Consider the following 22,689-nt stretch of genomic DNA (forward strand, 5'->3'; position numbering starts at 1 on the left):
CATGTTTCAAAAGACACGTATTCGTCTAACTATATTGAATTCGTTAGTATTTATCCTATTAATAGGTGTATTAGGTAGTATTATTTATTCGTACACATACAAGCGTACTTATAATGAAGTGGATCAATCTATAAAAATGATAACTCAGTATAGAGAAAAATTTGATGTTAAAATGCCACCACCAAGAAAACGTATAGAGAATATCAAAATTCGAGACCCACGGATAACTATAATAACTTGGAATGGAAAAATAGTGGAGATAGAAGGCGATAACCATAAATTTCGCTCTAACTTTGAAGGGGATTTGGAAAAGTTTTCTCCAAAAAAGGTAGGGGATTTGCAAGATATTGAAGTGCAAGGACGATATTTTAGAACGTTTGCGTTTCAAGAAGATGGAAAAATAGTTCAAATTGTACGTGATACAACAGCTGAAGAAGAAATGCTAAATACTTTATTTTTAATTCTCATAATAGGTTGTAGCATAGGCAGTCTATGTGCAATAGGTATCGGTTTTTTCCTAGCTGGCAGGGCACTCATACCTATTCAAAATTCATGGGAGAAACAGCAGCAATTCGTTTCCGATGCATCACATGAATTAAGAACACCGCTTGCAGTTATTCAATCAAAAACGGATGTATTATTCCAGTCCCCATCCGCTACGATAGAAGAAAAAGCCGTGGATATCTCTACAATTTCAAAAGAATGTAGGCGGCTATCGAAACTCGTTAGCAATTTATTGTTGTTAGCACGTTCGGATTCTAATCAAATTGAGATGGAAAAGAAAACATTTGAACTGGATAAGTTGTTAGAAGAAATTATAAATCCATATAAAGAAATTGCCTCTTATCAAGAAAAAGCGATGATATTAAAAGTAGAACGTGATATAACGTTTATGGGTGATAGAGAGAGAATCCATCAAATGATGGTCATATTGTTAGATAATGCGATGAAGTATACGAATGAAGATGGGCATATTCAAATTGATTGCACACAAACGAGTAATTCAATTCGTATACGGGTGAAAGATAATGGGATAGGAGTTAAAGAAGAAGATATTCCAAATTTATTTGATCGTTTTTATCAAGGAGACAAAGCAAGAAGTATGTCAGAAGGAGCTGGGTTAGGTCTTTCAATCGCTAATTGGATTGTAGAAAAGCATTATGGAAAAATATCGGTAGAGAGCAAATGGGGAGAAGGAACTTGTTTTGAAGTGATTTTCCCAAAAAATCAAAGATTATAAGTGAGAAGACGACCTTGTTTTTACAAGGTCGTCTTTTTTAAGGGAAAGTTAAGGAATAACTTGTAGCATGTATTACATAATGGAAACTTGTGATGGAAAGAAAAGATGTAAGTTTTTTTGAATGAACTGGATAAATCATAAGGTTATTTCTAACAGAGATGAAGTTTATGTATAGTATAAAAAAATTTATGGGAAAGCTGGAAAAAGAAAGCGTGAGAGGGAGGAAGAAGTCTTGAAAAAGAAAATGATGACGGTATTCACTATTGGAGTAATGAGTTTAAGTATATTAGGGGGTGCCTCCCCTTCTGGAATGACAAAAGGAAAGACAGATTACACGCAGCGTAGTAAAGAACAATTAAATGATGGGAAAATACATGCAATGCATACGGAAGAAAAAGCGGAAAAGTTAGGCATTGAAACGGATGGGAAAGAACAAATTACGTTAGAAAAAGAAATTCATGAGACGGAAGTAGGAAGAGAAGCTAATCAATTAGGTATCTCGGCAGAAGGGAAAGATGTTGGAATTCTTTCAGAAGAAATTTATGAAACAAAAGTGAGGAAAGAAGCGTTGAAACTAGGAATATCTATAGAGAATACGTCGATTGTAAGTTTAATTGATCAAATTAATAAGATTAAAATTAATAATGAAGCAGAAAAGCTTGGTGTTTCAACTGAAGGAAAAGAAATAGAAGAGATTGAGGAAGAAATCTACGGAACGAAAGTTAGAGAAGAAGCAGAAAAGCTAGGTATTGCTCAACAAGGAAAAGAGATGGAAGAGTTAGCACAAGAAGTGTACGAACAAAAAGTACAGGAAGAAGCAAAAAAATATCATATTGATTTATATGGCAAAGATATATATCAAGTATTAAGAGAAATAAATGAGCAAAAGGTAATAGAAATAGCAGATGAGCTAGGTATGGATAGAACGAATTTGAAGATTCAAGATTTAGCGGAGAAGATAAATCTTGAACAACCTGAAAAGGGAAAAGAGCTTAAGTTTGTTCCTATGGTTCAAACAGATGCTGATGCGTTTTATTCGTATTTAACGAATTAAAAAGGGCGTGAGAGTGATACGAAAATGGAAGTGGTATATATGTATGGCCTTACTATGTATAGGGGTATGGGGTGCATATACAAATGGAATTACAAAGTATGTAGAGAAAGTAAAGGGGTTACTATTTTCAAGTGTACAAAGTCAAAAACGAATAGAGTTTAGTAATAACGATGAAAAAGTCATGTTATCAAATGTGCCTTTAATTCAGCAATTACCAGAGTTAGATAGAGGCTGCGAAGTAACAAGTTTAGCGATGATGTTACAATACGCAGGTGTTTCTGTAGATAAGATGAAATTAGCAAATGAAATAAAAAAAGTTAATTTTATGGAAGATGGTGTACGTGGGAATCCGAATGAAGGATTTGTAGGGAATATTTATACCTTTTCTGAATCCGGATACGGTGTATATCACGGACCACTTTTTCAGTTAGCAAAAAAATATTTACCGAATAAAGCTGTGGACTTAACAGGGAAGAGTATAGAAGAAATTTATAAGAGTGTAAAAGCAGGGCACCCGGTAGTCATGATTACGAATGCAACATATGCTCCTTTAGATGAAGATGAATTTACTACATGGGAAACAAATAGTGGGGATGTTTCTATTACGTATAATGAACATTGTGTTGTACTTGTTGGGTACGATAAGGAATCTGTATATATTCGAGATCCCCTCGATGATAGCTTAGATGTAAAAGTGCCAAGAGGAAAATTTGAACAGGCATGGGTGCAGATGGGGAGTCAGGCAATTAGCTATGTAAATAACTCCAAATAAATTAGGAAGAAGAGCATGAACTATATAACTATAAGGTGAAGGATAAAGATTTAAGGAATTGTAAGAGAAGTTTTGCAGATTTTTTTGAAGAGAAGCTGTTAAAAAACAAGAGAACTTTAGCTTATTATATATGCTAAAGTTCTCTTGTTTTTTAGGATTAAAATGTTTAGGAGAAGTGGATATGTAAAAATGCATAATTGACGAAAAAATTACATGTTATCATTATATATTGTTTTATACATGTTGATTGTGTAAAATTACACAAGTGTTCTATTACATAAAGGAGGCTTATTATGCAAAATATATTTAACTGGGTTAAAAGTATGAGTATCAATAAAAAATTAATCATTTCATTTTTTATTATTTTAACTATACCAGGACTTATTATCGGTGGTGTTTCATATCAAACTGCCAAAACAAATTTTGAACATCAAATGACCGATAAAGCAAAGGAGAATATTTCAGTTTTAAATACTGTTATTTCTCAAAATATAGAAGAGAAATTTGTTGATGCGACGTACTTTGCAGACATCTTAACAGAGGATACATATCCAAACGGACAAGAAGAAATAGTAAGAACGAAGTTAGCGCAATATATAAAACTTCATCCAGAAGTAGAAGGTATTTATATTGGAACACAGGCGGGAAAGTTTATAAGAGAACCATTTATCCAAATGGCTGATGGGTATAATCCAACAGATAGATCTTGGTATAAAGAAGCACATGAAAATAAAGGGAAAGTAATTGTTACTGCACCATATCAATCAGCATCTACTAAAAATATGGTAGTGACAATTGCTAAAGAAGTAAAAGATGGTAAAGGTGTTATAGGAATTAACTTAAATTTAGATAACATCTTAAAAATTTCCAAAATGATTAACATTGGTGAAAAAGGTTATGCCGTTATTTTAGATCAAAATAAGCAAATTGTTAGTCATCCGTCTAGAAAACCAGGTGCAAAAGTTACTGATCCGTGGATTAAACCAATTTATGAAGAAAAACAAGGAAATGTGTCTTATACAGAACAAGGTGATAAAAAGAATTTAATCTTTGAAACAAATGAGAAAACAGGATGGAAAGTAGTTGGAGTTATGTTCGACGAAGAAATTACCCAAGCTGCGAATCCAGTGTTTTATAAGACTTTGATTGTCATTGCTATCGCTATTGTATTTGGTAGTGTACTAATTTATTTCATTACAAAGTCTATTACAAGACCATTAAGAAAAATAGCTGACTCGGCACATAAAATTAGTAAGGGAGATTTGACAGAGAAAATTACAATCCATTCCAAGGATGATATAGGGAAATTAGGGAATTCATTTAATGAAATGTCTGCCTCTTTACAAGATGTGATTACTCAAATTAGTTTTTCAGCAGAACATGTCGCTGCATCGGCTGAAGAGTTAACAGCGAGCGTACAGCAAGCAAATGATGCGACAGATCAAATTACAATTGCAATGGAACAAGTATCAGGTGGGGCTGAATCACAAAGTCAAGGTGTTGAAGAAGGTGCGGCTACATTACAACAGGTAAATACAGCAATTCAAGATGTAACTGGAAGCGCGGAATCAATTTCTATCTCCTCATTACATGCGAGAGAAAGAGCTGAAGAAGGGGAAGAATTGGTTGAACAAACAGCAAAACAAATGCAGTCTATTTCTAAATCGGTATCCGAGTCAGATGCTATTATTAAACTTCTTGATGAGAAATCAAAGCAGGTAGGAGCTATTTCTGAAGCAATTCAAAATATTGCTACTCAAACGAACTTATTAGCTTTAAATGCGGCTATTGAGGCGGCAAGAGCAGGTGAGCAGGGAAGAGGATTTGCTATTGTAGCTGATGAAGTTAGAAAATTAGCAGAGCAATCAGGAGAATCATCTGGAGAGATTGCAAATTTAATTGCAGAAATTAAGGCTGATATTGAACATACTGTTAAGGCAATGGATAATGTGAGTGGGGAAGTTCAACAAGGCTTAGATGTTGTAACAAAAACGAAAGTAAGTTTTACAGAAATTTTAAGTTCTACTACTCATATTGTTTCTCAAGTTAATCAAATGGTAGAAACAACGAAGAGAATCGCTGGAGATGCAAATGAAGTGACAAACGCTATTGATGAAATTGCAGCGGCTGCAGAAGAAAATACAGCTAGTATGCAAAGTGTTGCAGCTTCAACAGAAGAACAAGTAAATTCGATGGAAGAAATTAGTTCGGCTTCGCAAAACTTAGCTGAGATGGCCGAAGAACTACAAGCAATGACTAGTAAATTTAAAGTATAATAACAGCAAATAAGTAAGGTGAAAATAATATCACCTTACTTATTTTTCTATTCAGTAATTAGGGGAGTCATTAACGGGATGAAAAAAAGAAAAAGACTATGGAATTTATGGAAAACGATTACATTGTTAGTTTGTACAGTTGTAATTTTTTCTTTACTTGTGACAGATATATTAATTAGTCATAATGTAGAACGGACAACGGAGGAAAGCCAAGCAGAGAAAGCGAAAACAATTGCACACATTGTGGCGAATGATTCAGTTGTAATCAATGGTTTGATTGGGAAAGCAGATACTTCAGCAATCCAAACGTATACAAATAGAATATTAAAAAATACAGGTGTTCAATTTATTGTAGTTATGGATATGGATGGAATAAGAAAATCTCATCCAAATCCTCAAAAAATAGGTCATCATTTTATTGGGGGAGATGAAGGACCTGCATTGAAAGGGAAGGAACATGTATCGCTAGCAGAAGGAACTTTAGGTATTTCAATGCGAGTGTTTGTACCAATATTTTCTGAAACAGGTGAACAGCTTGGAGCAGTAGCTGTCGGTATTTCAGCAGATAATGTAAAAGAAAGAGTTAAGCAAAGTAGACATATTATTTATATTGGTGTCGGAGTTGGAGTATTAGTTGGGATTATAGGAGCAATATTGCTAGCTAGACATATAAAGAAAAGTTTATTTGGTCTTGAGCCGCATAGGATAGCAAAAATTCTTGAAGAAAGAAATACGATGTTGCTTTCGGTGAAAGAAGGTATTATTGCTGTAGATAAAGAGGCGAATGTAACTTTAATAAATAATGAGGCAAAACGATTATTTAAGAAAAGTGGACTTGAAGAAGACTTTATTGGTAAAGATGTTGAATTGTATATGCCAAATTCACGTATAAAAGAAGTGTTGCAAACAGGCGAGGTACAATTAAACGAAGAACAAAATATTTACGGGATTACGATTGTCACAAATCGTGTTCCTTTATATGTAAAAGGAGAAATAGTTGGCGCGATCGCAACATTTCGTGATAAAACAGAAATTAGAAAATTAGCAGAGGAACTAACTGGTATTAGGCTATATGCGGAAGCGTTACGGGCACAATCTCATGAATTTATGAATAAAATGCATGTCGTATTAGGGCTAACACATATGAAACAGTATGAAGAATTGCAGAAATATGTAAGTAGTATGGTATCAGAGCATCAATATGAAATTGGTGGGGTTATGAAAAGAATAAAAAGTCCAGTATTTGCTGGTTTTTTACTAGGTAAACTTAGCTATGCTAGGGAGAAAAATATAAAGTTAATTATAAGTGAAGATTCTTACTTGCCGGAAATATATGATGAAAGTATTACTCATGAACTTATTACGATTGTAGGGAACTTAATAGATAATGCATTAGAGGCAGTGATACATTGCAAAAAGAAACAAGTTGAAGTTGGGATACAATATCAGAATGCATTAACTATTACAGTACAAGATACGGGGAAAGGTATAGAAGAAGACGCAGTGGATGCATTATTTACAAAAGGTTATTCCACAAAAGGGGATAATCGCGGTTATGGTTTGTATCTTGTAAAAGAAAGTATACAGCGAATAAATGGGGAGATTCACATTTCCTCCTTATTAGGAGAGGGAACAACGATAACAATTGAAATACCTAAAGGTAGGGATGAGAAGCAAATATGATTAAAGTTTTGATTGTAGAAGATGATCCGATGGTTGCGATGTTAAATACGCATTATTTAGAGCAAGTGGGAGGATTTGAACTTGTTCATGCAGCTAAATCAGTAAAAGAGGCGATAGAAGTATTAGAGAAATCACGAGTAGATTTAGTATTACTTGATATTTTTATGCCTGAAGAGACTGGATTTGAGCTGTTAATGTATATTCGGAATCAAGAAAAAGAAATTGATATTATGATGATTTCAGCTGTACATGATATGGTGAGTATTAAAAAGGCATTACAATATGGCGTAGTAGATTATTTAATTAAACCATTTACATTTGAACGATTTAAAGAGGCATTAACTGTATATCGAGAAAAACTTACTTTTATGAAAGAACAACAAAAAATTAGTCAATCGGAATTAGATTCATTAATTTTGCAAAAAGAAAAAAGAGAATCTTTTGTTAATAAAGAACTTCCAAAGGGATTAACGAAGCAAACATTGCAATTAATTTGGAAGAAAATCGAATCACTTAATGGACAAGCATTTACAACTGATGAAATGGCGCAATTAGTAGGGGTTTCGAGAGTTTCTATTCGAAAGTATGTAATGTTTTTGACTGAAATCGGAGTATTAGAGAATGAAATGGTGTATCAAAATGTGGGAAGACCGGTGAGTAAATTAAGGTGTATTGACCGGAATAAAATAGACTTTTACGTATAAGCGGCTTATTATAAGTCGCTTATACTTTTTTTAATTACAAAACCAATTACAAAACTTACAAAAACTATTTTTACTATTGAAAGCGTTTTAATATTGTTATTAAGAAAACAAGGGGGTGCCATATGGGAATTCAAAAAAATGTGGAAGCGATATCATTTTCTGAAGGCAATGAATTGAAAAGTGAATCTTTCGCTTCTAAAATTATGAACGTTAAAATCGGTGTTATACCTTTACCGTTATATGTAGTATTGGCTGCTATTATTTATGGAGCATCTGTATATAATAAATTACCAGCAGATATGATTGGTGGTTTTGCAGTTATTATGATCATGGGTATTTTCTTAGGTGATATTGGAATGAGAATTCCAATATTAAAAAATATCGGTGGTCCAGCAATTCTCTCATTATTTATTCCATCGTTACTTGTATTTTTTAACTGGATGAATCCAGCTTCAATGGAAGCTGCGACTATGTTAATGAAAAAATCGAACTTTTTATATTTATATATTTCTTGTTTAGTAGTTGGAAGTATTTTGGGAATGAACCGTAAAGTGTTAGTGCAGGGGTTCGTTCGTATGTTTATTCCTTTAGTAGTAGGAACGTTAGCTTCTGTAGCAGTGGGCTTATTAGTCGGTTCACTATTTGGATTTGAAATGAAGCAGACATTTTTCTTTATCATCGTACCAATTGTGAGTGGTGGTATCGGAGAAGGGATTTTACCATTGTCGCTAGCTTATAGTGATATTTTAAATGAATCATCAGCAACGTTTGTATCACAGCTTATTCCGGCAGCTATTATTGGGAATATGTTTGCAATCGTGAGTGCAGGGTATATGAAGCGTTTAGGTGAGAAGAGACCTGAGCTTAGTGGTAATGGTGTATTAGTAAAAACAGACAATCAAGCAGATTTATTAAAGGAGCAAAATACAGAAAAACCAATTGATTTCTCATTAATGGGAGCAGGATTATTGATTGCATGTACATTCTTTATTTTCGGAGGATTCGCTTCTAAGTTTATCGGTATTCCAGGAGCAATCATTATGATTTTTTCAGCGGCAATTGTGAAGTACTTTAATCTAATGCCAGCAAAAATGGAGCAAGGAGCATTCCATTTATATAAATTCATTTCAAAGAATTTAACATGGCCATTAATGGTCGGTTTAGGATTGCTATATATTCCGTTAAAAGACGTAGCAGCAGTTCTTTCGGTAGGATATGTTGTTGTGTGCGCATCGGTTGTTCTTACAATGGTAGCGTCAGGTTTTCTTGTAGGGAAAGTGATGAAAATGTATCCAGTTGAATCAGCGATTGTAACTGGATGTCATAGTGGTTTAGGTGGAACTGGAGATGTTGCTATTTTATCAGCTTCAAATCGTATGGAATTAATGCCGTTCGCACAAATTTCAACGCGTTTAGGTGGGGCTGCAATGGTCGTAACAGCGACAATTTTATTAAAAATGTTTTCATGATCAAACAAGCTAGCTATATTCATATAGCTAGCTTGTCAAATTAAGGGGAGATTATAAGTATGTTAGAAAAACAAATTAATGAAAGATCATTGTTATTGCATAAAGAATTAGTAGGGAAAATTGAAATTACAAGTAAAGTAGAAGTGAATACAGCGGACGATTTAAGTTTGACTTATACACCGGGGGTAGCAGAGTCTTGTAAAGCAATTGCGGCAGATGAGGAAACAGCTTATGACTATACAGCACGTGGTAATATGGTTGCAGTTGTTTCAGATGGAACTGCAGTACTTGGTTTAGGGAATATTGGACCGAAAGCGGCTATGCCTGTTATGGAAGGGAAAAGTATTTTATTTAAGACATTTGCGAATGTAGATGCTTTCCCGTTATGTTTAGGGACGACTGATGTGGATGAAATCGTTACCCTTGTTAAAAATTTAGAGCCTACATTTGCAGGAATTAATTTAGAGGATATTGCAGCACCACGTTGCTTTGAAATTGAAAAACGATTAAAAGAAGAAACGAATATTCCTGTATTTCATGATGATCAGCATGGGACGGCTATTGTTGTTTTAGCAGCTGTTATTAATGCATTAAAAGTTGTAAGTAAACAAATGGACGATGTGAAAATTGTTATTAACGGTGCGGGTTCGGCAGGAATTGCAATTGGAAAATTATTATTAAAAGCTGGCGCAAAACACATTACGTTAGTTAGTTTAGAAGGTATTGTTTGTGAAGGTGAAACATGGATGAACGAAGCGCAAATCGAAGTTTCAAAGAAGACAAATCGAGAATATGTACGTGGAACATTAAAGGAAGCGATTCATCAAGCTGATATTTTCATCGGTGTATCTGCTCCAAACGTATTAACGAAAGAACTTATACAGACGATGAACGAGAAACAAATTGTGTTTGCAATGGCGAATCCAATCCCAGAAATATTCCCAGAGGACGCATTAGCAGCTGGAGCTGCTGTAGTTGGAACTGGTCGTTCTGATTATTCAAATCAAGTAAATAATGTATTAGCGTTCCCTGGTATATTCCGTGGTGCATTAGACGTACGCGCGACTGATATTACAGAAGAGATGAAATTAGCAGCAGCATATGGGATCGCTAACATAATTACGGACGAAGAGCGTAATGCGAATTATGTAATTCCAAATCCATTAGATAAAAGAGTTGTTCCAAGTGTTGCAGAAGTAGTAGCGAAAGCAGCCATTGATTCAGGTGTGGCACAGATTACGAAAATGCCAAGTTATAAATAGTCAAAAGCAGCGCCTTAAAAAGGCACTGCTTTTTTTGAGATAAGAAATCAAAATAATGAAGAAGTGTAAATTTATTCAAGCCCCTTTCATTATTTATTTAACTCCATTGCAACTTGTTTACCATTTATTAAAACCTCAGTTACTGCTACGATCACTTCTATCATTTTTTTCATCTCTCATCTCTCCTCGCGTCATTTCTTACTTTAAGTATAAGAGAAGAGAGATAATCCACCTATCGAAGTACGTGACGTAGAAATTACATTGTTGTAAGGAAGTGTTTCAGTTTTGTCACTTTATTCGGCATTGATTACAAATTGATCATAATATCTTTCATTCACATATATGTTTAATACCCATAATCCAGATGAAGGTAGTGACATTACGAGAGGGAGTTCCTTTACGGTTGTATCGACTGTATTTGAAGTAGTCCAAGTTTGTTTGGAGGTTTCTTTTTGAAAGAGTACTGGTGTTGGAGTTGTAGTTCCTTGTTTTAACGCGATAATAGATAGTTTTCCAGTTGGCATTTCAGGATCCAGGAAGAACCACATTATTTCATTTTGCTCATTTGCGATAATAGAGCTATCAGCCATTGCAATTTTTCTTTCAATGCCTTTTAACGGTATTTTTCCTTCTACGAATGATGGTGCTTCTTCCCAATTTACATCTTTTAAGACACTAAGGTGAAAAAAGGAAGGTGCGTTAATTTGAGAGGATGACGTTTCTATTACTTCTTTTTTAGGTGCTGTTGAATCGGGTTGCGATTGCGCGCAGCCAGTAATGAGGAAGGAGAAAAGTAGCATAGTTCCGATTTTTTTCATGGTGCCACACTCCTAATTTTTATTGTTAGTATAATTGTATTTGCTAGCAGGCGGGACAATTCCTTTAAATCATAAAAAGAGGTCGTAAGTTTTGTACGACCTCTTTTGACATTTTCTATCCCAATTGTTGAGGGCTAATAATCAGTGGGGGATGGAACCCCCCACTGATTAAAGTTTCACTTTATATTTGTTCAGTTGAAAAGGTTGGTTCTCTCTCTTTTTGAGGCATTGTTAAGAAAATAACAGAAAGGACGATACATACTCCGCCTAATAATTGATATGCTCCAAAAGATTCATTAAGCCAAGCGATTGAAACGATGGCAGCTACAAGTGGTTCAATGCTAGATAAAATACTTGTTTCTGTTGCTGCTAAATATTTAAGACTCCCGATATAAAGAAGGAAAGAAAGAGTGCCACTTATAATGATAAGAATAAGCATAGAAAAAGTTTGAAGTGTGAAAGTTTGCGAAATCTGATTCCACCCAAAAGAACGATTACAAATAAGCAGTGCAATCCCTCCAATTAACATCCCCCAGCCAATTACTATAGTTGTTCCGCATTCTTTAATAAGGGAAGCCGGATGAAGGGTATAAAACGCAAAACCAATCGCTGTTAATAGACCGAAAGTAATAGCTGCTTTAGATAAAACAATATTTTCAATTGAACCGTTTGTAATAATAAAGTATGTCCCTGTTAGAGCAGTTATAATTGCGAGTATTTGCATAGAAGCAGGGAATTTCTTTTGCTCAAACGCAACGTAAATGGTAATAAGAACAGGGCCTAGAAATTGAAATAGCGTTGCCGTTACGGCATTACTAATATGAACTGTTTCGATAAAAGCGTACTGCGCACCAAGCATGCCAAGAATAGAGAAAATAATAAGCTGTATAGAATGTCTAGGGTGTCTCCAAATTTGAAATATGTTTTGTTTCTTTATTAGTAAGAAAGACAAAATAAATACTCCTGCAAGCAACAAGCGAATTGTTAAAAAATCAATTGATGATACGTTCGTATGTTGAAATAGCCATTGAATCATCGGTCCAGATAATCCCCATAATGTGGCTCCTGTAATAATCATAATGAGTCCGATACGTCTACTTTTGTTCATGATCATGCATCTCCTCTTTAGTATTTGATTTTTTATGTGTGACATGATAAAAGGAATTATATATAAAATCTGGTACTGTAAAAAGTATCAGATTTTAGTTTTATTAAGGGGTCAGATATTATGTTAGAATTAACGCCTAATTTAAATATGAATAGTAAGAAGGCATTGTATGTGCAGTTGTATGAGTATATAAAAAAAGAAATTAAAGATGGAACGATTCTATCTTTTACGAAATTACCGGCTAAGAGGAAGCTAGCAACATATTTACAAGTAAGTAAAAATACAGTAGAGGCAGCTTATGAGCAACTTCTTGCCGAAGGATATATTGAGTCGATTTCTAGAAAAGGTTATTTTGTATGTGAAATCGAGCAAATGATTCATGCGGAAGGTAGCGAAGAGGTAATAGGGGAAGTACCTTTTCAAGAGCAGGTGTATAAATTTGACTTCACTCAAACGGGTGTGGATACTAGCACTTTTCCGTTTCATGTATATCGAAAAATTACGAACGAGGTATGGCAATTTGAAAATAAAGATTTACTTTTTATTGGACATCCGCAAGGGGAGGTAAGTTTACGAGAAGCAATCGCGAGCTATTTGTATGAATCTAGAGGTGTGCGATGTTCGGCTAGTCAAATTGTAATCGGAGCTGGTACGCAAATATTAGTGAAGTTGTTATTTCAATTGTTAAAAGGAAGTGGTTATGCAGTTGAAAATCCAGGCTACCACCGAAAGATGGTTGTTTTTGAACAGGGTGAACAAAATGTTCAAATGTTATCTTTAGATAAAGATGGTATTTGTATTTCAGAGTTAGAAAATAGTTCAGCTAATATTGTGTTTGTTACACCTTCTCATCAGTTTCCATATGGGATGATTATGCCTATCACGAGAAGGATGCAGCTTTTACAATGGGCGAAGAAAGAAGAAGGTAGGTATATTGTTGAAGATGATTACGATAGTGAATTTCGTTATTCGGGAAAACCTATACCGGCACTGCAAGGGTTAGATACAGACGGGAAAGTTATTTATATGGGGACGCTATCTAAAGCATTGTTGCCATCATTACGGATGAGCTATATGGTGTTACCAAAGAAATTGATTAAAAAGTATCAACAACAATATTTATTTTACACACAAAGCGTTTCAAGAATGGATCAAGAGATCATTAGGAAATTTTTAAATGACGGGCATTGGGAAAAACATATTCATAAAATGCGTGTTGTGTACCGAAAGAAGAGAGACCGTCTTGTTTCGGTATTAGAAAAATATTTTTCTAATCGCATTGAAGTAATAGGGGAAGATTCCGGCCTACATATTTTATTAAAAGTGCATAATGGGATGGAAGAGAAAGAATTAATGGAAGCTGCAGCTGAAAGGAGTATTAAAGTGTATCCTGCTTCGATATATTATAAGGAAGAGACTTCTCCCAAAAGTACAGTATTGCTTGGATTTGCGACTTTATTAGAGGAAGAAATTGAAGAGGCCATTCAATTATTATATACAGCATGGTTTACAAGAAAGTAAAAAACATCCTCATAAATGGAGGATGTTTTTTTATTATTTTTCTTCATCTAGGAAAAGAACCATATGCTCTTCATCCCAATATTGTCCGTTATATTTTAATGAACGTTCTTGCACGCCAAATGTTTTAAAGCCTAATGACTCATAAAGTTTTTTTGCACCATCGTTTCCGACAACAACATCAAGCATAACTTGCTCTACTTCTAAAGATTTAGCAAGCTCAAGACATTCTTTAATAAGTGCTTTTCCCGCTCCAAGTCCGCGTGCTTTTGGAGACACGTATACTGAACCGATTTTTGCTTTATGTTCTTGTTTTACATATGGTTTCGTTTCCAGTGTTGCAACTCCGATTAAAGTGCCATCTTTAAATGCACCTAGTGTATAGTTCTCATCTTGTGCTAATTTTTGAGCTTTATATTCAATAGCACACTCTTTATTAATAATATCTTCATAAGAAGAGCTGAAAGCTTCCGGATTTTGTTTTAATCCTTCTACTCGAAGTTCTAAGTAAATTTCTGCTTCGTCTTTTGTTAATACATGGATATCCAATTGTATCACCCTCCAAATCTTTGACAGTTATACCTATATTTTATATTGAAATAAGAATAATTTCAAAAGCTTAGCTTATAATAGTTGGTTTTATAAATAAAATAGCACCAGTAGTGTTGACTACCACTGGTGATTTCACGCATATATTATACAAATGGTAATTCAATTATAAATTCTGTTCCGACTTCTAATTCGCTTTTAACTTCAATAGAACCATTATGAAGTTCTACAATCTCTTTTGCAACAGCCAGTCCGATACCTTTTCCACCTGTAGCTCGTGTTCTGGATTTATCGACACGGTAAAAGCGATCAAAAACATGTGGGATATCTTCTTTTGGAATACCTTCACCTTCATCTTGTACACTTATTGTAAAAGTATTCGCACTGGTTAGTACACGTATTATTATAGAAGTGTTTTCTGGTGAATGTTGATAGGCATTGTGTAATAAATTTAACATAACTTGTTCCATACGTCTTTCGTCTATGCAAACTTCTAAATCATCTTTGCAATGTACATGGAGTTGCATTTGTTTGTTTGTTAATGTTGTTTTTGTTTTTTCAACCATTCGTTCTAAAAATGGTTTAAGAATTACTTTTTGTTTTTTTATAACAAACTGGTGTTGCTCTAATTGTACAAGCATAAATAAATCTTGTACGAGATCGGTTACACTATCCGTTTCGTCTTCAATGATTTGTAAGTATTCTTCACGTTCTTCTTTCGTTAGAGAATCTCTTTTTGCTACCTTTGCATAACCTTTCATATAGGTTAATGGAGTTAGTAATTCATGCGCTACACTAGCGAGAAATTCGTTTCGTTCTTTTTTCATATACGTAAGTTCACTAGATAAATCTTCAATCGTTTTTGCTAAGCTTCCAAGTTCATCATTTCGTTTAATTCCTAATTGAATCGGCTTATTTAATTTTGACATTTTTTCTGTCGCCCGCTTCATTTTTATAAGCGGTTCTGTAATAACACGAGAAAAAACAAAGACAGAAATAGTAGTTAAAATAATTGTCAAAACACTAATGATAAGAAATTGATTCATGAGTTTAAGCAACATATTTTCTAAGAAAGATGTCTTTAATAACATATATAACTTACCTTGAAATCCTTGAATTTCCAGCGGGCTTACTGTTGAGATGAATTTTGATTTTTTCCAGTTTTTTTCAACGATTAATCCACCTTCTGGGATAGTCTCAGTTTTACAAGTAAGTTGTTTTTGCATTTCTTTCGTTACGGGTTCTGAGGTAGAAATAATTTTGCCGTTATTGTCTGTTATAATGATAGCTATATCAGAGTTAGCAATTAATTCTGATTCAACTAAGTGTTCAGCCTCAGTGTTGATATCAAACTCGGGGTACACAGCACGTTTAGGCCGTTTACTGTGTTCAGCGCTTTCTGTGAGTTGCCTTTCTTTAGAATATGCACCCCACTTCGCGCGGTTTTTAATCATTTTACTATAGCGATTTCCTTTCTCTAAAAGAGCAAGAGTTTCCTCTTCAATGCGTATGTTTGAAAGGTTCTTATAAAAAGATACGAAGGCAATTGTTTCAATACATAAAGCTAATATTAAAAAGTATGTCCCAACTTTAAGGGAAAGTTTGCTCATTTTCTCACCATACCTTATTTCATATAGAGTGAAACTTTAATCAGTGGGGTTTTATCCATCCCCACTGATTAAAGTAATTATTCACTTTTCCATTTATATCCGACTTTATAGACGGTTTCTAAGTAATCTTCAACTGGAAATTCTTTTTTGCGTAATTTATCACGGATATTACGAATATGTGAATCGATAGTTCTGTATTCGATGTCTGTTTGATATCCCCAAATTTTTTCAATTAAATCATCACGGCTGTAAGCACGGTTTGTATTTTGTAAAAAGAGTCCAAGTAACGAGAATTCAATAGGAGTTAGTGAGATTCTTTCACCATAAACTGTAACAGTATGTTTCGTTTTATCCCACTCAATACCATTGAAGCTAACAAAGCCATCTTTCTTCGTACGGCGTAATATAGCCTCGATTCGCGCAACTAATACATGCTCATCGAATGGTTTTGTAATATAGTCATCTGCTCCCATGGTCAGGCCTTTGACCATATCATAATTTTGGTTGCGAGCTGTTAGCATAATAATTGGAACGTTGGAAATTTGCCGAATTTGATAGCAAGTATCCCACCCATCCATATTCGGCATCATAACATCTAATAAAATAATATCGAAGTCCTTTTGTTCGATTAATTCTAGCGCTTCAAGGCCAGAAGTAGCTTTCATACAAAAATAGCCACGAGGGCTTAAGAACAGATCTAACAATCGTAACATACGTTCTTCATCGTCTACTAATAAAATTTTCACCATAATCTTGTGCACCCCAAACTATTCATTCTACTTGTATAGTTTACATGAAAATAATAAAAAACTCTTTTTATGTGATTGAATGGATGGCTGATTTTTTCAATCAGGGCAATTGACATAAAAAATGCACTAGTTTTGCACAACTATTTTTTATAATAGAAAACGTAGCGACACAAATACCCTATGTTGCGACATAACGTCATGTCATTTTATTTATAAAATGACAATTCCATTCTATTGTGTATGTGAGATAGAGAGGGTTTTCGTATTCACCTCGCATCGGATAAGAAAAATTTCCTATCTCACACTTTTTTTAATATAAAGGGGATTGTACACATGAGTAAAAAAGTAGAACGTTTACAAAAAGAAAAGCAAGATCGTAATGCGATTGTAATGTGTGTTGCGGTATCTATGCTTATTATGATAAGTTGTGTAAATAAATTTTTCGGGATTTTATAATAGAAAAAAAGCTTATTGCTTCTTAAGAAGCAATAAGCTTTTTTAATGTGTTCTATATAATAAACCAGGGTAGAATTGCCAGTCCAGAAGTTACAATTGCTGTAGCAAATATTAAAAAGATAGCTTGTTTGTTTTGTTTCATGTTACATTCTCCTCTACATATCAATTGCATGCTATACGTTCATTTAATAATTAGCGGGGGACGGATCCTCCTCGCTGAGTGAAGTTTCACTTTATATTTTTAGTATAACGAATGGAAAGGATTGGAACGATCGATAAAGGTGACATGAAGATTACATTGTTGTAATGAAAAAAGCATCTTAATTAATAAGAAGATGCTTTTGAAAAATTATATTAAAATGTTAATTATTTAAGAATAAAACCATATGCTCTTCGTCCCAATATTGGCCATTATGTTTTAAGGACCGTTCTTGCACACCGTAAGTTTGGAAGCCGAGGGACTCATATAATTTTTTTGCAGCAGTGTTATCAGCGACAACATCAAGCATAAGCTGTTCTACATGTAATTTATCGGCATTTTCAATAATCGCTTTAATTAAAGCTCGTCCTGCACCGAGGCCACGCGCTTTTGGAGAAACAAAAACTGAGCCGATTTTTGCCTTATGCTCTTGCTTAATAAATGGCTTTGTTTCTAGAGTAGCAATACCGATTAAATCATTATCTTTGAAGACACCTAGAGTATACTTATCCGGATTGCTTAATCGCTTTGCCATAGCAGCGACAGGGTTTTCCTGTTTAAGAACATCTTCATAAGAAGAGCTAAAAGCCTCAGGGTTTTTCATTAAACCTTCCATACACACTTTCAAATAAATTTCTGCATCCTCTGTTGTTAATAAGCGAATTTCCATAGTTGTAACCTCCTAGATTGATTCAAATTTAATTCATTAACTTTGTAAGATTAAGTTTAGTTAAATGTATTCTGTGACTATTCTTTCTTAATTTGTAAAAGAATGAAAAGATTATGCTACTATGTTTTCATTTTATTTATCCCGCTATTTGTGGGCAGTAAAACTCCTACCTCAAAATTCGGCTGGAGCAAAGAAGTTAGGTGGGAGTCGGGCTGCCCGTAAAAGCCCGATTGGTGAAGGCTAATAATCAGTGGGGGATGAACACCTCCCACTGATTATAGTTTCACTTTATGTAATGAAATTATATATTAACTTTATTAACTATTCAAGGTTTTAATATATTACATTTTTATAACTAAAATTCCCACTTTGTAAAGGAGTCATTTTTATCCAAATATTCGTGGGAGTCGGATTGCCCGTAAAAGCCCGATTGGTTGGGCTAATAATCAGTGAGGAGGGAAAAACCTCCACTGATTAAATTTTCACTTTCTTTTACGTATTCAATCGTTTATTTTGTAGCCATCGATTCGTTCCGGATGTGTATAAATATTGCAAGATCCATTTCGAATAAATCCTACTACGGTAATACCTAAATCGTGGGCGAGTTGCAGGGCTAGTTTAGTTGGAGCTGATTTAGATAGAACAATTTCGCAACCTATTTTTGAAACCTTTAACAAAATTTCAGATGAGATGCGTCCGCTAAACGCAATGATTTTCCCTTGAACAGAGATATTGTTTCGTAAACAATGACCGTATATTTTATCTAGCGCATTATGTCTTCCGATATCCATTCTTGATAAAAGAATGTTATTTCGATCACATAAAGCGGTATTATGCACACCACCCGTTTGGCGAAATGTAGTTGAAGATTGTTGTAAGGAAGTCATTAGGTGAAAACATTCTTCCGGAGTAATAGTTATATGTATATCATGTAACTTTTTTGCTTTTGCTGCATCGTTGACGAAAACAAAACCTTGTCTACTTTTCCCGCAACAAGAAGTTACGTACCGTTTATTATATAAAGTTTGATAGAGCGGATTAATTTTTGATGATTTTACATGGACAATTCCGTTTTCTTTTTGGATCCATAATTCTTCAATATCTTTATAAGAAGAAATAATTCCTTCAGAAATTAAAAAACCGGTTACCATATCTTCAATGTAAGTAGGAGTGCATACAACTGTTACGTATTCTTCGCTATTTAATTTAATTGTAATGGGAGATTCCGTAACAACCTCATCGGTTTGTTTTGAAAATGTACCAGATTGATAACGTACAATTGTATATGTTTCTTGAATAGGCCCCATATTAAATTCCCCTTTATATGTATTTTTCTCCATATTTATCATAAAACATCGAAAAAACAAAAGCATCTACTAACAAGAAGATGGCAGATTATTTTGGTTATTATTGTATATGTACGATATAATAGATTTGTAGAATAGCGACATTTTCAAGCTTTCTTAGTTATACCTTATAACATCTAGAATCGACTTCCAAAGGAAAGTATTTCAACAGGGCGCTTCAAAAATATGTACAACACAATTATGAAAACGGATTCATAATTGTGTTGTACAGTTAGTTGTAAGGAGAGGGGAAACTATGACAGAACAGACAGTCCGTGTAACCGTTGATGGTAAAGAATTTTTCGTATCAGGTGAAAAGACGATACTCCAATTGTTTAACGAAAGTAATTTAGAACATCCTCAAATTTGTCATGTACCAGAGGTAGATCCTATTCAAACTTGTGATACATGTATTGTAGAAGTGAATGGAAGTTTACTACGTGCCTGTTCGACAAAGTTGGAAGATGGCATGCATATTGAGAGGCAATCGGAACGTGCAAAGGAAGCACAAACTGAAGCGATGGATCGAATATTAGAGAATCATTTATTGTATTGTACAGTATGTGATAACAATAATGGTAACTGTAAAGTCCATAATACAGTACATATGATGGAGATTGAAGAACAGAAATATCCATATGAACCGAAAGTAAGTGCATGCGAAGTGGATACGTCGCATCCATTCTATCGATACGATCCAAATCAATGTATTGCTTGTGGGCAGTGTGTAGAAGTATGCCAAAATTTACAAGTAAATGAAACTTTATCGATTGATTGGAGTTTAGACCGTCCACGTGTTATTTGGGACAATGGTGTGAGTATAGATGACTCGTCTTGTGTTAGCTGTGGGCAATGTGTAACAGTTTGTCCTTGTAATGCATTAATGGAAAAAACGATGCTAGGAGAAGCTGGATTTATGACTGGTTTAAAACCAGATGTGCTAAATCCAATGATTGATTTTGTAAAAGATGTAGAGCCTGGATATAGCAGTATTTTAGCAGTTTCAGAAGTAGAGTCCGCGATGCGTAAGACGAAAATTAATAAGACAAAAACAGTTTGTACATTTTGTGGTGTAGGTTGTTCATTTGAAGTATGGACGAAAGATCGTCAAATTTTAAAAGTGCAACCTGTTTCAGATGCACCGGTTAATGGTATTTCCACATGTGTAAAAGGAAAATTCGGATGGGACTTTGTGAACAGTGAAGAGCGTATTACAAAGCCGTTAATTCGCCAAGGGGATATGTTTGTTGAGGCTTCATGGGAAGAGGCTCTTGAAGTTGTTGCATCTAATATGCAACATATTAAATCAGAGTATGGTAGCGATGCGTTTGGGTTTATTTCTTCTTCGAAAGTAACAAATGAAGAAAACTATCTTATGCAAAAACTAGCTCGTCAAATATATGGAACAAATAATGTAGATAACTGTTCCCGTTATTGCCAATCTCCAGCAACAGACGGTTTATTTAAAACTGTCGGTATGGGCGGAGATGCTGGAACAGTGAAAGATATTGCTGAGGCAGGTCTTGTTATTATTGTTGGGGCAAATCCAACAGAAGGACATCCTGTACTTGCAACTAGAGTGAAGCGTGCTCATAAATTACATGAACAAAAACTAATTGTCGCAGACCTTCGTAAACATGAAATGGCGGAGCGTGCTGATATATTTGTTCACCCGAGTCAAGGGACGGATTATGTATGGCTTGCTGGGATAACGAAATACATTATCGATCAAGATTGGCACGATAAAAAGTTCATAGCTGAAAATGTAAAGAATTTTGATGAATATAGCAAAATGCTAGAAAAATATACGCTTGATTATACTGAGGGAATTACAGGGATTTCTAAAGCTCAGTTAAAAGAAATGGCTCGTATGGTATATGAAGCAGATGGTACTTGTGTACTTTGGGGAATGGGTGTAACTCAAAATACAGGAGGAAGTACAACGTCAGCAGCAATTTCAAATTTACTTCTCGTTACAGGTAACTACCGTCGTCCTGGTGCCGGTGCGTATCCGTTACGCGGGCATAATAACGTACAAGGTGCTTGTGATATGGCGACATTACCGAACTGGCTTCCGGGTTACCAAGCTGTTTCAGATGATGTGCATCGTGCGAAATTTGAAAAAGCATACGGTACTACGATTCCGAAAGAACCGGGATTAAATAATATCGCAATGTTACTTGCGGCCGAAGAAGGAAAACTGCGTGGTATGTATGTTATGGGAGAAGAAATGGCTTTAGTAGATTCAAATGCCAACCATGTACAACATATTTTAGCGAATTTAGACTTCCTTGTTGTTCAAGATATGTTCTTATCGAAAACAGCTCGTTTCGCCGATGTTATTTTACCAGCAGCACCAAGCTTAGAAAAAGAAGGAACGTTTACGAATACAGAGCGCCGTATTCAAAGATTGTATGAAGTATTGAAGCCACTTGGTGATTCTAAGCCAGATTGGTGGATTTTACAAAAAGTAGCTCGTGCACTGGGCGGAGACTGGAATTATGGAAGTCCAAGTGAAATTATGGACGAAATTGCATCGCTTGCACCGTTATACTCTCAAGCGACGTACGACCGTCTAGAAGGCTGGAATAGTTTATGTTGGGGTAGCCATGATGGTAGTGATACACCATTATTATATGTAGATGGATTTAACTTCCCAGACAAACTAGCACGTTTATCACTAGATGAATGGGTTCCGCCAGTTATAGCACCAGATGAGTATGATTTACTATTAAATAATGGCCGTATGCTAGAGCATTTCCATGAAGGGAATATGACGAATAAGTCGGCTGGTATTTTATCTAAAGTGTCTGAAGTATTTGTTGAAATTTCACCTGAACTTGCTAAAGAACGCAATGTGAAAGATGGTGGTCTTGTAGAGTTAGCATCACCATTTGGAAAAATCAAAGTACAAGCGCTTGTTACAGATCGCGTAACTGGAAATGAGTTATATTTGCCGATGCATGCGACAGTAAATGAAGAGGCAATCAATATTTTAACAGGAACAGCAACAGACATTTATACGTGTACACCAGCTTATAAACAAACAATGGTGAAACTGCGCGTATTACGTGAAAAAGGAAATCGTCCGTTACCATCTTCAAACCCGAGAGATAAAAAACGTCATCCGCAAAATGGTGTTGAAATCGAGCGAAAGTGGCAAAGAAAACAATACGTATCACTTGTGGACCAGAATTAGGGGGCGG

At 34.8% G+C, this 22,689-nt stretch carries 18 protein-coding genes and 1 pseudogene; 12 read left to right on the plus strand and 7 right to left on the minus strand.

Annotated features, from left to right (window positions below; genetic code table 11):
* Position 1: 1 nt before the first annotated feature.
* From QCI77_RS02975 to QCI77_RS03010, 9 genes and pseudogenes are all read left to right on the plus strand, one after another.
* A complete protein-coding gene (locus tag QCI77_RS02975; RefSeq protein ID WP_044444449.1) occupies positions 2-1,240 on the plus strand; it encodes a sensor histidine kinase in 1,239 nt (412 codons plus the stop codon).
* Between the two features lie 232 nt (positions 1,241-1,472).
* Positions 1,473-2,294 carry a hypothetical protein gene (locus QCI77_RS02980; RefSeq protein WP_033708233.1) on the plus strand — a complete coding sequence of 274 codons (822 nt, stop codon included), beginning with the start codon at positions 1,473-1,475 and terminating at the stop codon, positions 2,292-2,294.
* Between the two features lie 43 nt (positions 2,295-2,337).
* Positions 2,338-3,066 carry a C39 family peptidase gene (locus tag QCI77_RS02985; RefSeq protein WP_002125127.1) on the plus strand — a complete coding sequence of 243 codons (729 nt, stop codon included), beginning with the start codon at positions 2,338-2,340 and terminating at the stop codon, positions 3,064-3,066.
* A gap of 434 nt (positions 3,067-3,500) precedes the next feature.
* Positions 3,501-4,403 (plus strand): annotated as a pseudogene (locus tag QCI77_RS30880) (HAMP domain-containing protein); the annotation flags it as partial.
* A 120-nt stretch (positions 4,404-4,523) separates the two neighbouring features.
* A complete protein-coding gene (locus QCI77_RS30885; RefSeq protein WP_434476221.1) occupies positions 4,524-5,342 on the plus strand; it encodes a methyl-accepting chemotaxis protein in 819 nt (272 codons plus the stop codon).
* 78 nt (positions 5,343-5,420) lie between these two features.
* Entirely contained in the window at positions 5,421-7,025 is a 1,605-nt protein-coding gene (locus QCI77_RS02995; protein WP_002188243.1) for a sensor histidine kinase, read from the plus strand.
* On the plus strand, positions 7,022-7,729 hold the full coding sequence (locus QCI77_RS03000) for a response regulator (RefSeq protein WP_002188244.1): 708 nt from the start codon (positions 7,022-7,024) through the stop codon (positions 7,727-7,729). The genes QCI77_RS02995 and QCI77_RS03000 overlap by 4 nt, the downstream gene beginning before the upstream one ends.
* A 122-nt stretch (positions 7,730-7,851) precedes the next feature.
* Entirely contained in the window at positions 7,852-9,198 is a 1,347-nt protein-coding gene (locus QCI77_RS03005) for a 2-hydroxycarboxylate transporter family protein (RefSeq protein ID WP_016121435.1), read from the plus strand.
* A 59-nt stretch (positions 9,199-9,257) separates the two neighbouring features.
* Positions 9,258-10,460: an NAD(P)-dependent malic enzyme gene (locus tag QCI77_RS03010; RefSeq protein ID WP_016101857.1), complete on the plus strand. Its 1,203-nt coding sequence runs from the start codon at positions 9,258-9,260 to the stop codon at positions 10,458-10,460.
* Positions 10,461-10,753: 293 nt separating this feature from the next.
* Here the strand turns inward: QCI77_RS03010 and QCI77_RS03015 are convergent, their stop codons facing one another.
* Together QCI77_RS03015 and QCI77_RS03020 are read right to left on the minus strand one after the other, a co-directional pair.
* A complete protein-coding gene (locus QCI77_RS03015) occupies positions 10,754-11,278 on the minus strand; it encodes a DUF4871 domain-containing protein (RefSeq protein WP_002029695.1) in 525 nt (174 codons plus the stop codon).
* A 181-nt stretch (positions 11,279-11,459) separates the two neighbouring features.
* On the minus strand, positions 11,460-12,386 hold the full coding sequence (locus tag QCI77_RS03020; RefSeq protein WP_002140321.1) for a DMT family transporter: 927 nt from the start codon (positions 12,384-12,386) through the stop codon (positions 11,460-11,462).
* Between the two features lie 120 nt (positions 12,387-12,506).
* Between QCI77_RS03020 and pdxR the strand changes: the two genes are divergently transcribed.
* Positions 12,507-13,907 (plus strand): MocR-like pyridoxine biosynthesis transcription factor PdxR, encoded by a 1,401-nt coding sequence (gene pdxR / locus QCI77_RS03025; protein WP_353824488.1) that lies wholly within the window; start codon positions 12,507-12,509, stop codon positions 13,905-13,907.
* A 33-nt stretch (positions 13,908-13,940) separates the two neighbouring features.
* On the opposite strand, the gene QCI77_RS03030 is transcribed toward pdxR, so the two are convergent.
* The 3 genes from QCI77_RS03030 to QCI77_RS03040 form a co-directional block, all read right to left on the minus strand.
* Positions 13,941-14,453: a GNAT family N-acetyltransferase gene (locus tag QCI77_RS03030; RefSeq protein WP_002029700.1), complete on the minus strand. Its 513-nt coding sequence runs from the start codon at positions 14,451-14,453 to the stop codon at positions 13,941-13,943.
* Between the two features lie 146 nt (positions 14,454-14,599).
* Entirely contained in the window at positions 14,600-16,063 is a 1,464-nt protein-coding gene (locus tag QCI77_RS03035) for a sensor histidine kinase (protein ID WP_002188251.1), read from the minus strand.
* A 77-nt stretch (positions 16,064-16,140) separates the two neighbouring features.
* Positions 16,141-16,812, minus strand: coding sequence for a response regulator transcription factor (locus tag QCI77_RS03040; protein ID WP_002010439.1), 672 nt, complete (start codon positions 16,810-16,812; stop codon positions 16,141-16,143).
* Positions 16,813-17,145: 333 nt separating this feature from the next.
* Between QCI77_RS03040 and QCI77_RS03045 the strand changes: the two genes are divergently transcribed.
* Positions 17,146-17,268, plus strand: a complete 123-nt coding sequence (locus tag QCI77_RS03045; protein WP_002029704.1) for a hypothetical protein — start codon at positions 17,146-17,148, stop codon at positions 17,266-17,268.
* 362 nt (positions 17,269-17,630) lie between these two features.
* Here QCI77_RS03045 and QCI77_RS03050 read toward each other — a convergent pair whose 3' ends face one another.
* Positions 17,631-18,137, minus strand: coding sequence for a GNAT family N-acetyltransferase (locus tag QCI77_RS03050; RefSeq protein ID WP_002010444.1), 507 nt, complete (start codon positions 18,135-18,137; stop codon positions 17,631-17,633).
* 500 nt (positions 18,138-18,637) lie between these two features.
* Positions 18,638-19,444, minus strand: coding sequence for a formate dehydrogenase accessory sulfurtransferase FdhD (gene fdhD / locus QCI77_RS03055; protein ID WP_353824489.1), 807 nt, complete (start codon positions 19,442-19,444; stop codon positions 18,638-18,640).
* A gap of 295 nt (positions 19,445-19,739) precedes the next feature.
* On the opposite strand from fdhD, the gene fdhF reads away from it, so the two are divergent.
* Positions 19,740-22,682, plus strand: coding sequence for a formate dehydrogenase subunit alpha (gene fdhF, locus QCI77_RS03060; RefSeq protein ID WP_113770587.1), 2,943 nt, complete (start codon positions 19,740-19,742; stop codon positions 22,680-22,682).
* The last annotated feature ends 7 nt before the right edge of the window (positions 22,683-22,689 follow it).

The organism is Bacillus cereus group sp. MG9, from assembly GCF_040459995.1.
In the GTDB taxonomy this organism is placed as follows: Bacteria; Bacillota; Bacilli; order Bacillales; family Bacillaceae_G; genus Bacillus_A; species Bacillus_A mycoides.

Bases quoted from the DNA above. Each gene is read 5' to 3' on its own strand.
- QCI77_RS02975 (WP_044444449.1), top strand. From the start codon at position 2: ATGTTTCAAAAGACACGTATTCGTCTAACTATATTGAATTCGTTAGTA.
- QCI77_RS02985 (WP_002125127.1), top strand. From the start codon at position 2,338: ATGGCCTTACTATGTATAGGGGTATGGGGTGCATATACAAATGGAATT.
- QCI77_RS30885 (WP_434476221.1), top strand. From the start codon at position 4,524: ATGGAACAAGTATCAGGTGGGGCTGAATCACAAAGTCAAGGTGTTGAA.
- QCI77_RS02995 (WP_002188243.1), top strand. From the start codon at position 5,421: ATGAAAAAAAGAAAAAGACTATGGAATTTATGGAAAACGATTACATTG.
- QCI77_RS03000 (WP_002188244.1), top strand. From the start codon at position 7,022: ATGATTAAAGTTTTGATTGTAGAAGATGATCCGATGGTTGCGATGTTA.
- QCI77_RS03005 (WP_016121435.1), top strand. From the start codon at position 7,852: ATGGGAATTCAAAAAAATGTGGAAGCGATATCATTTTCTGAAGGCAAT.
- QCI77_RS03010 (WP_016101857.1), top strand. From the start codon at position 9,258: ATGTTAGAAAAACAAATTAATGAAAGATCATTGTTATTGCATAAAGAA.
- QCI77_RS03015 (WP_002029695.1), bottom strand. From the start codon at position 11,278: ATGAAAAAAATCGGAACTATGCTACTTTTCTCCTTCCTCATTACTGGC.
- QCI77_RS03020 (WP_002140321.1), bottom strand. From the start codon at position 12,386: ATGAACAAAAGTAGACGTATCGGACTCATTATGATTATTACAGGAGCC.
- pdxR (WP_353824488.1), top strand. From the start codon at position 12,507: ATGTTAGAATTAACGCCTAATTTAAATATGAATAGTAAGAAGGCATTG.
- QCI77_RS03035 (WP_002188251.1), bottom strand. From the start codon at position 16,063: ATGAGCAAACTTTCCCTTAAAGTTGGGACATACTTTTTAATATTAGCT.
- QCI77_RS03040 (WP_002010439.1), bottom strand. From the start codon at position 16,812: ATGGTGAAAATTTTATTAGTAGACGATGAAGAACGTATGTTACGATTG.
- QCI77_RS03045 (WP_002029704.1), top strand. From the start codon at position 17,146: ATGAGTAAAAAAGTAGAACGTTTACAAAAAGAAAAGCAAGATCGTAAT.
- QCI77_RS03050 (WP_002010444.1), bottom strand. From the start codon at position 18,137: ATGGAAATTCGCTTATTAACAACAGAGGATGCAGAAATTTATTTGAAA.
- fdhD (WP_353824489.1), bottom strand. From the start codon at position 19,444: ATGGGGCCTATTCAAGAAACATATACAATTGTACGTTATCAATCTGGT.
- fdhF (WP_113770587.1), top strand. From the start codon at position 19,740: ATGACAGAACAGACAGTCCGTGTAACCGTTGATGGTAAAGAATTTTTC.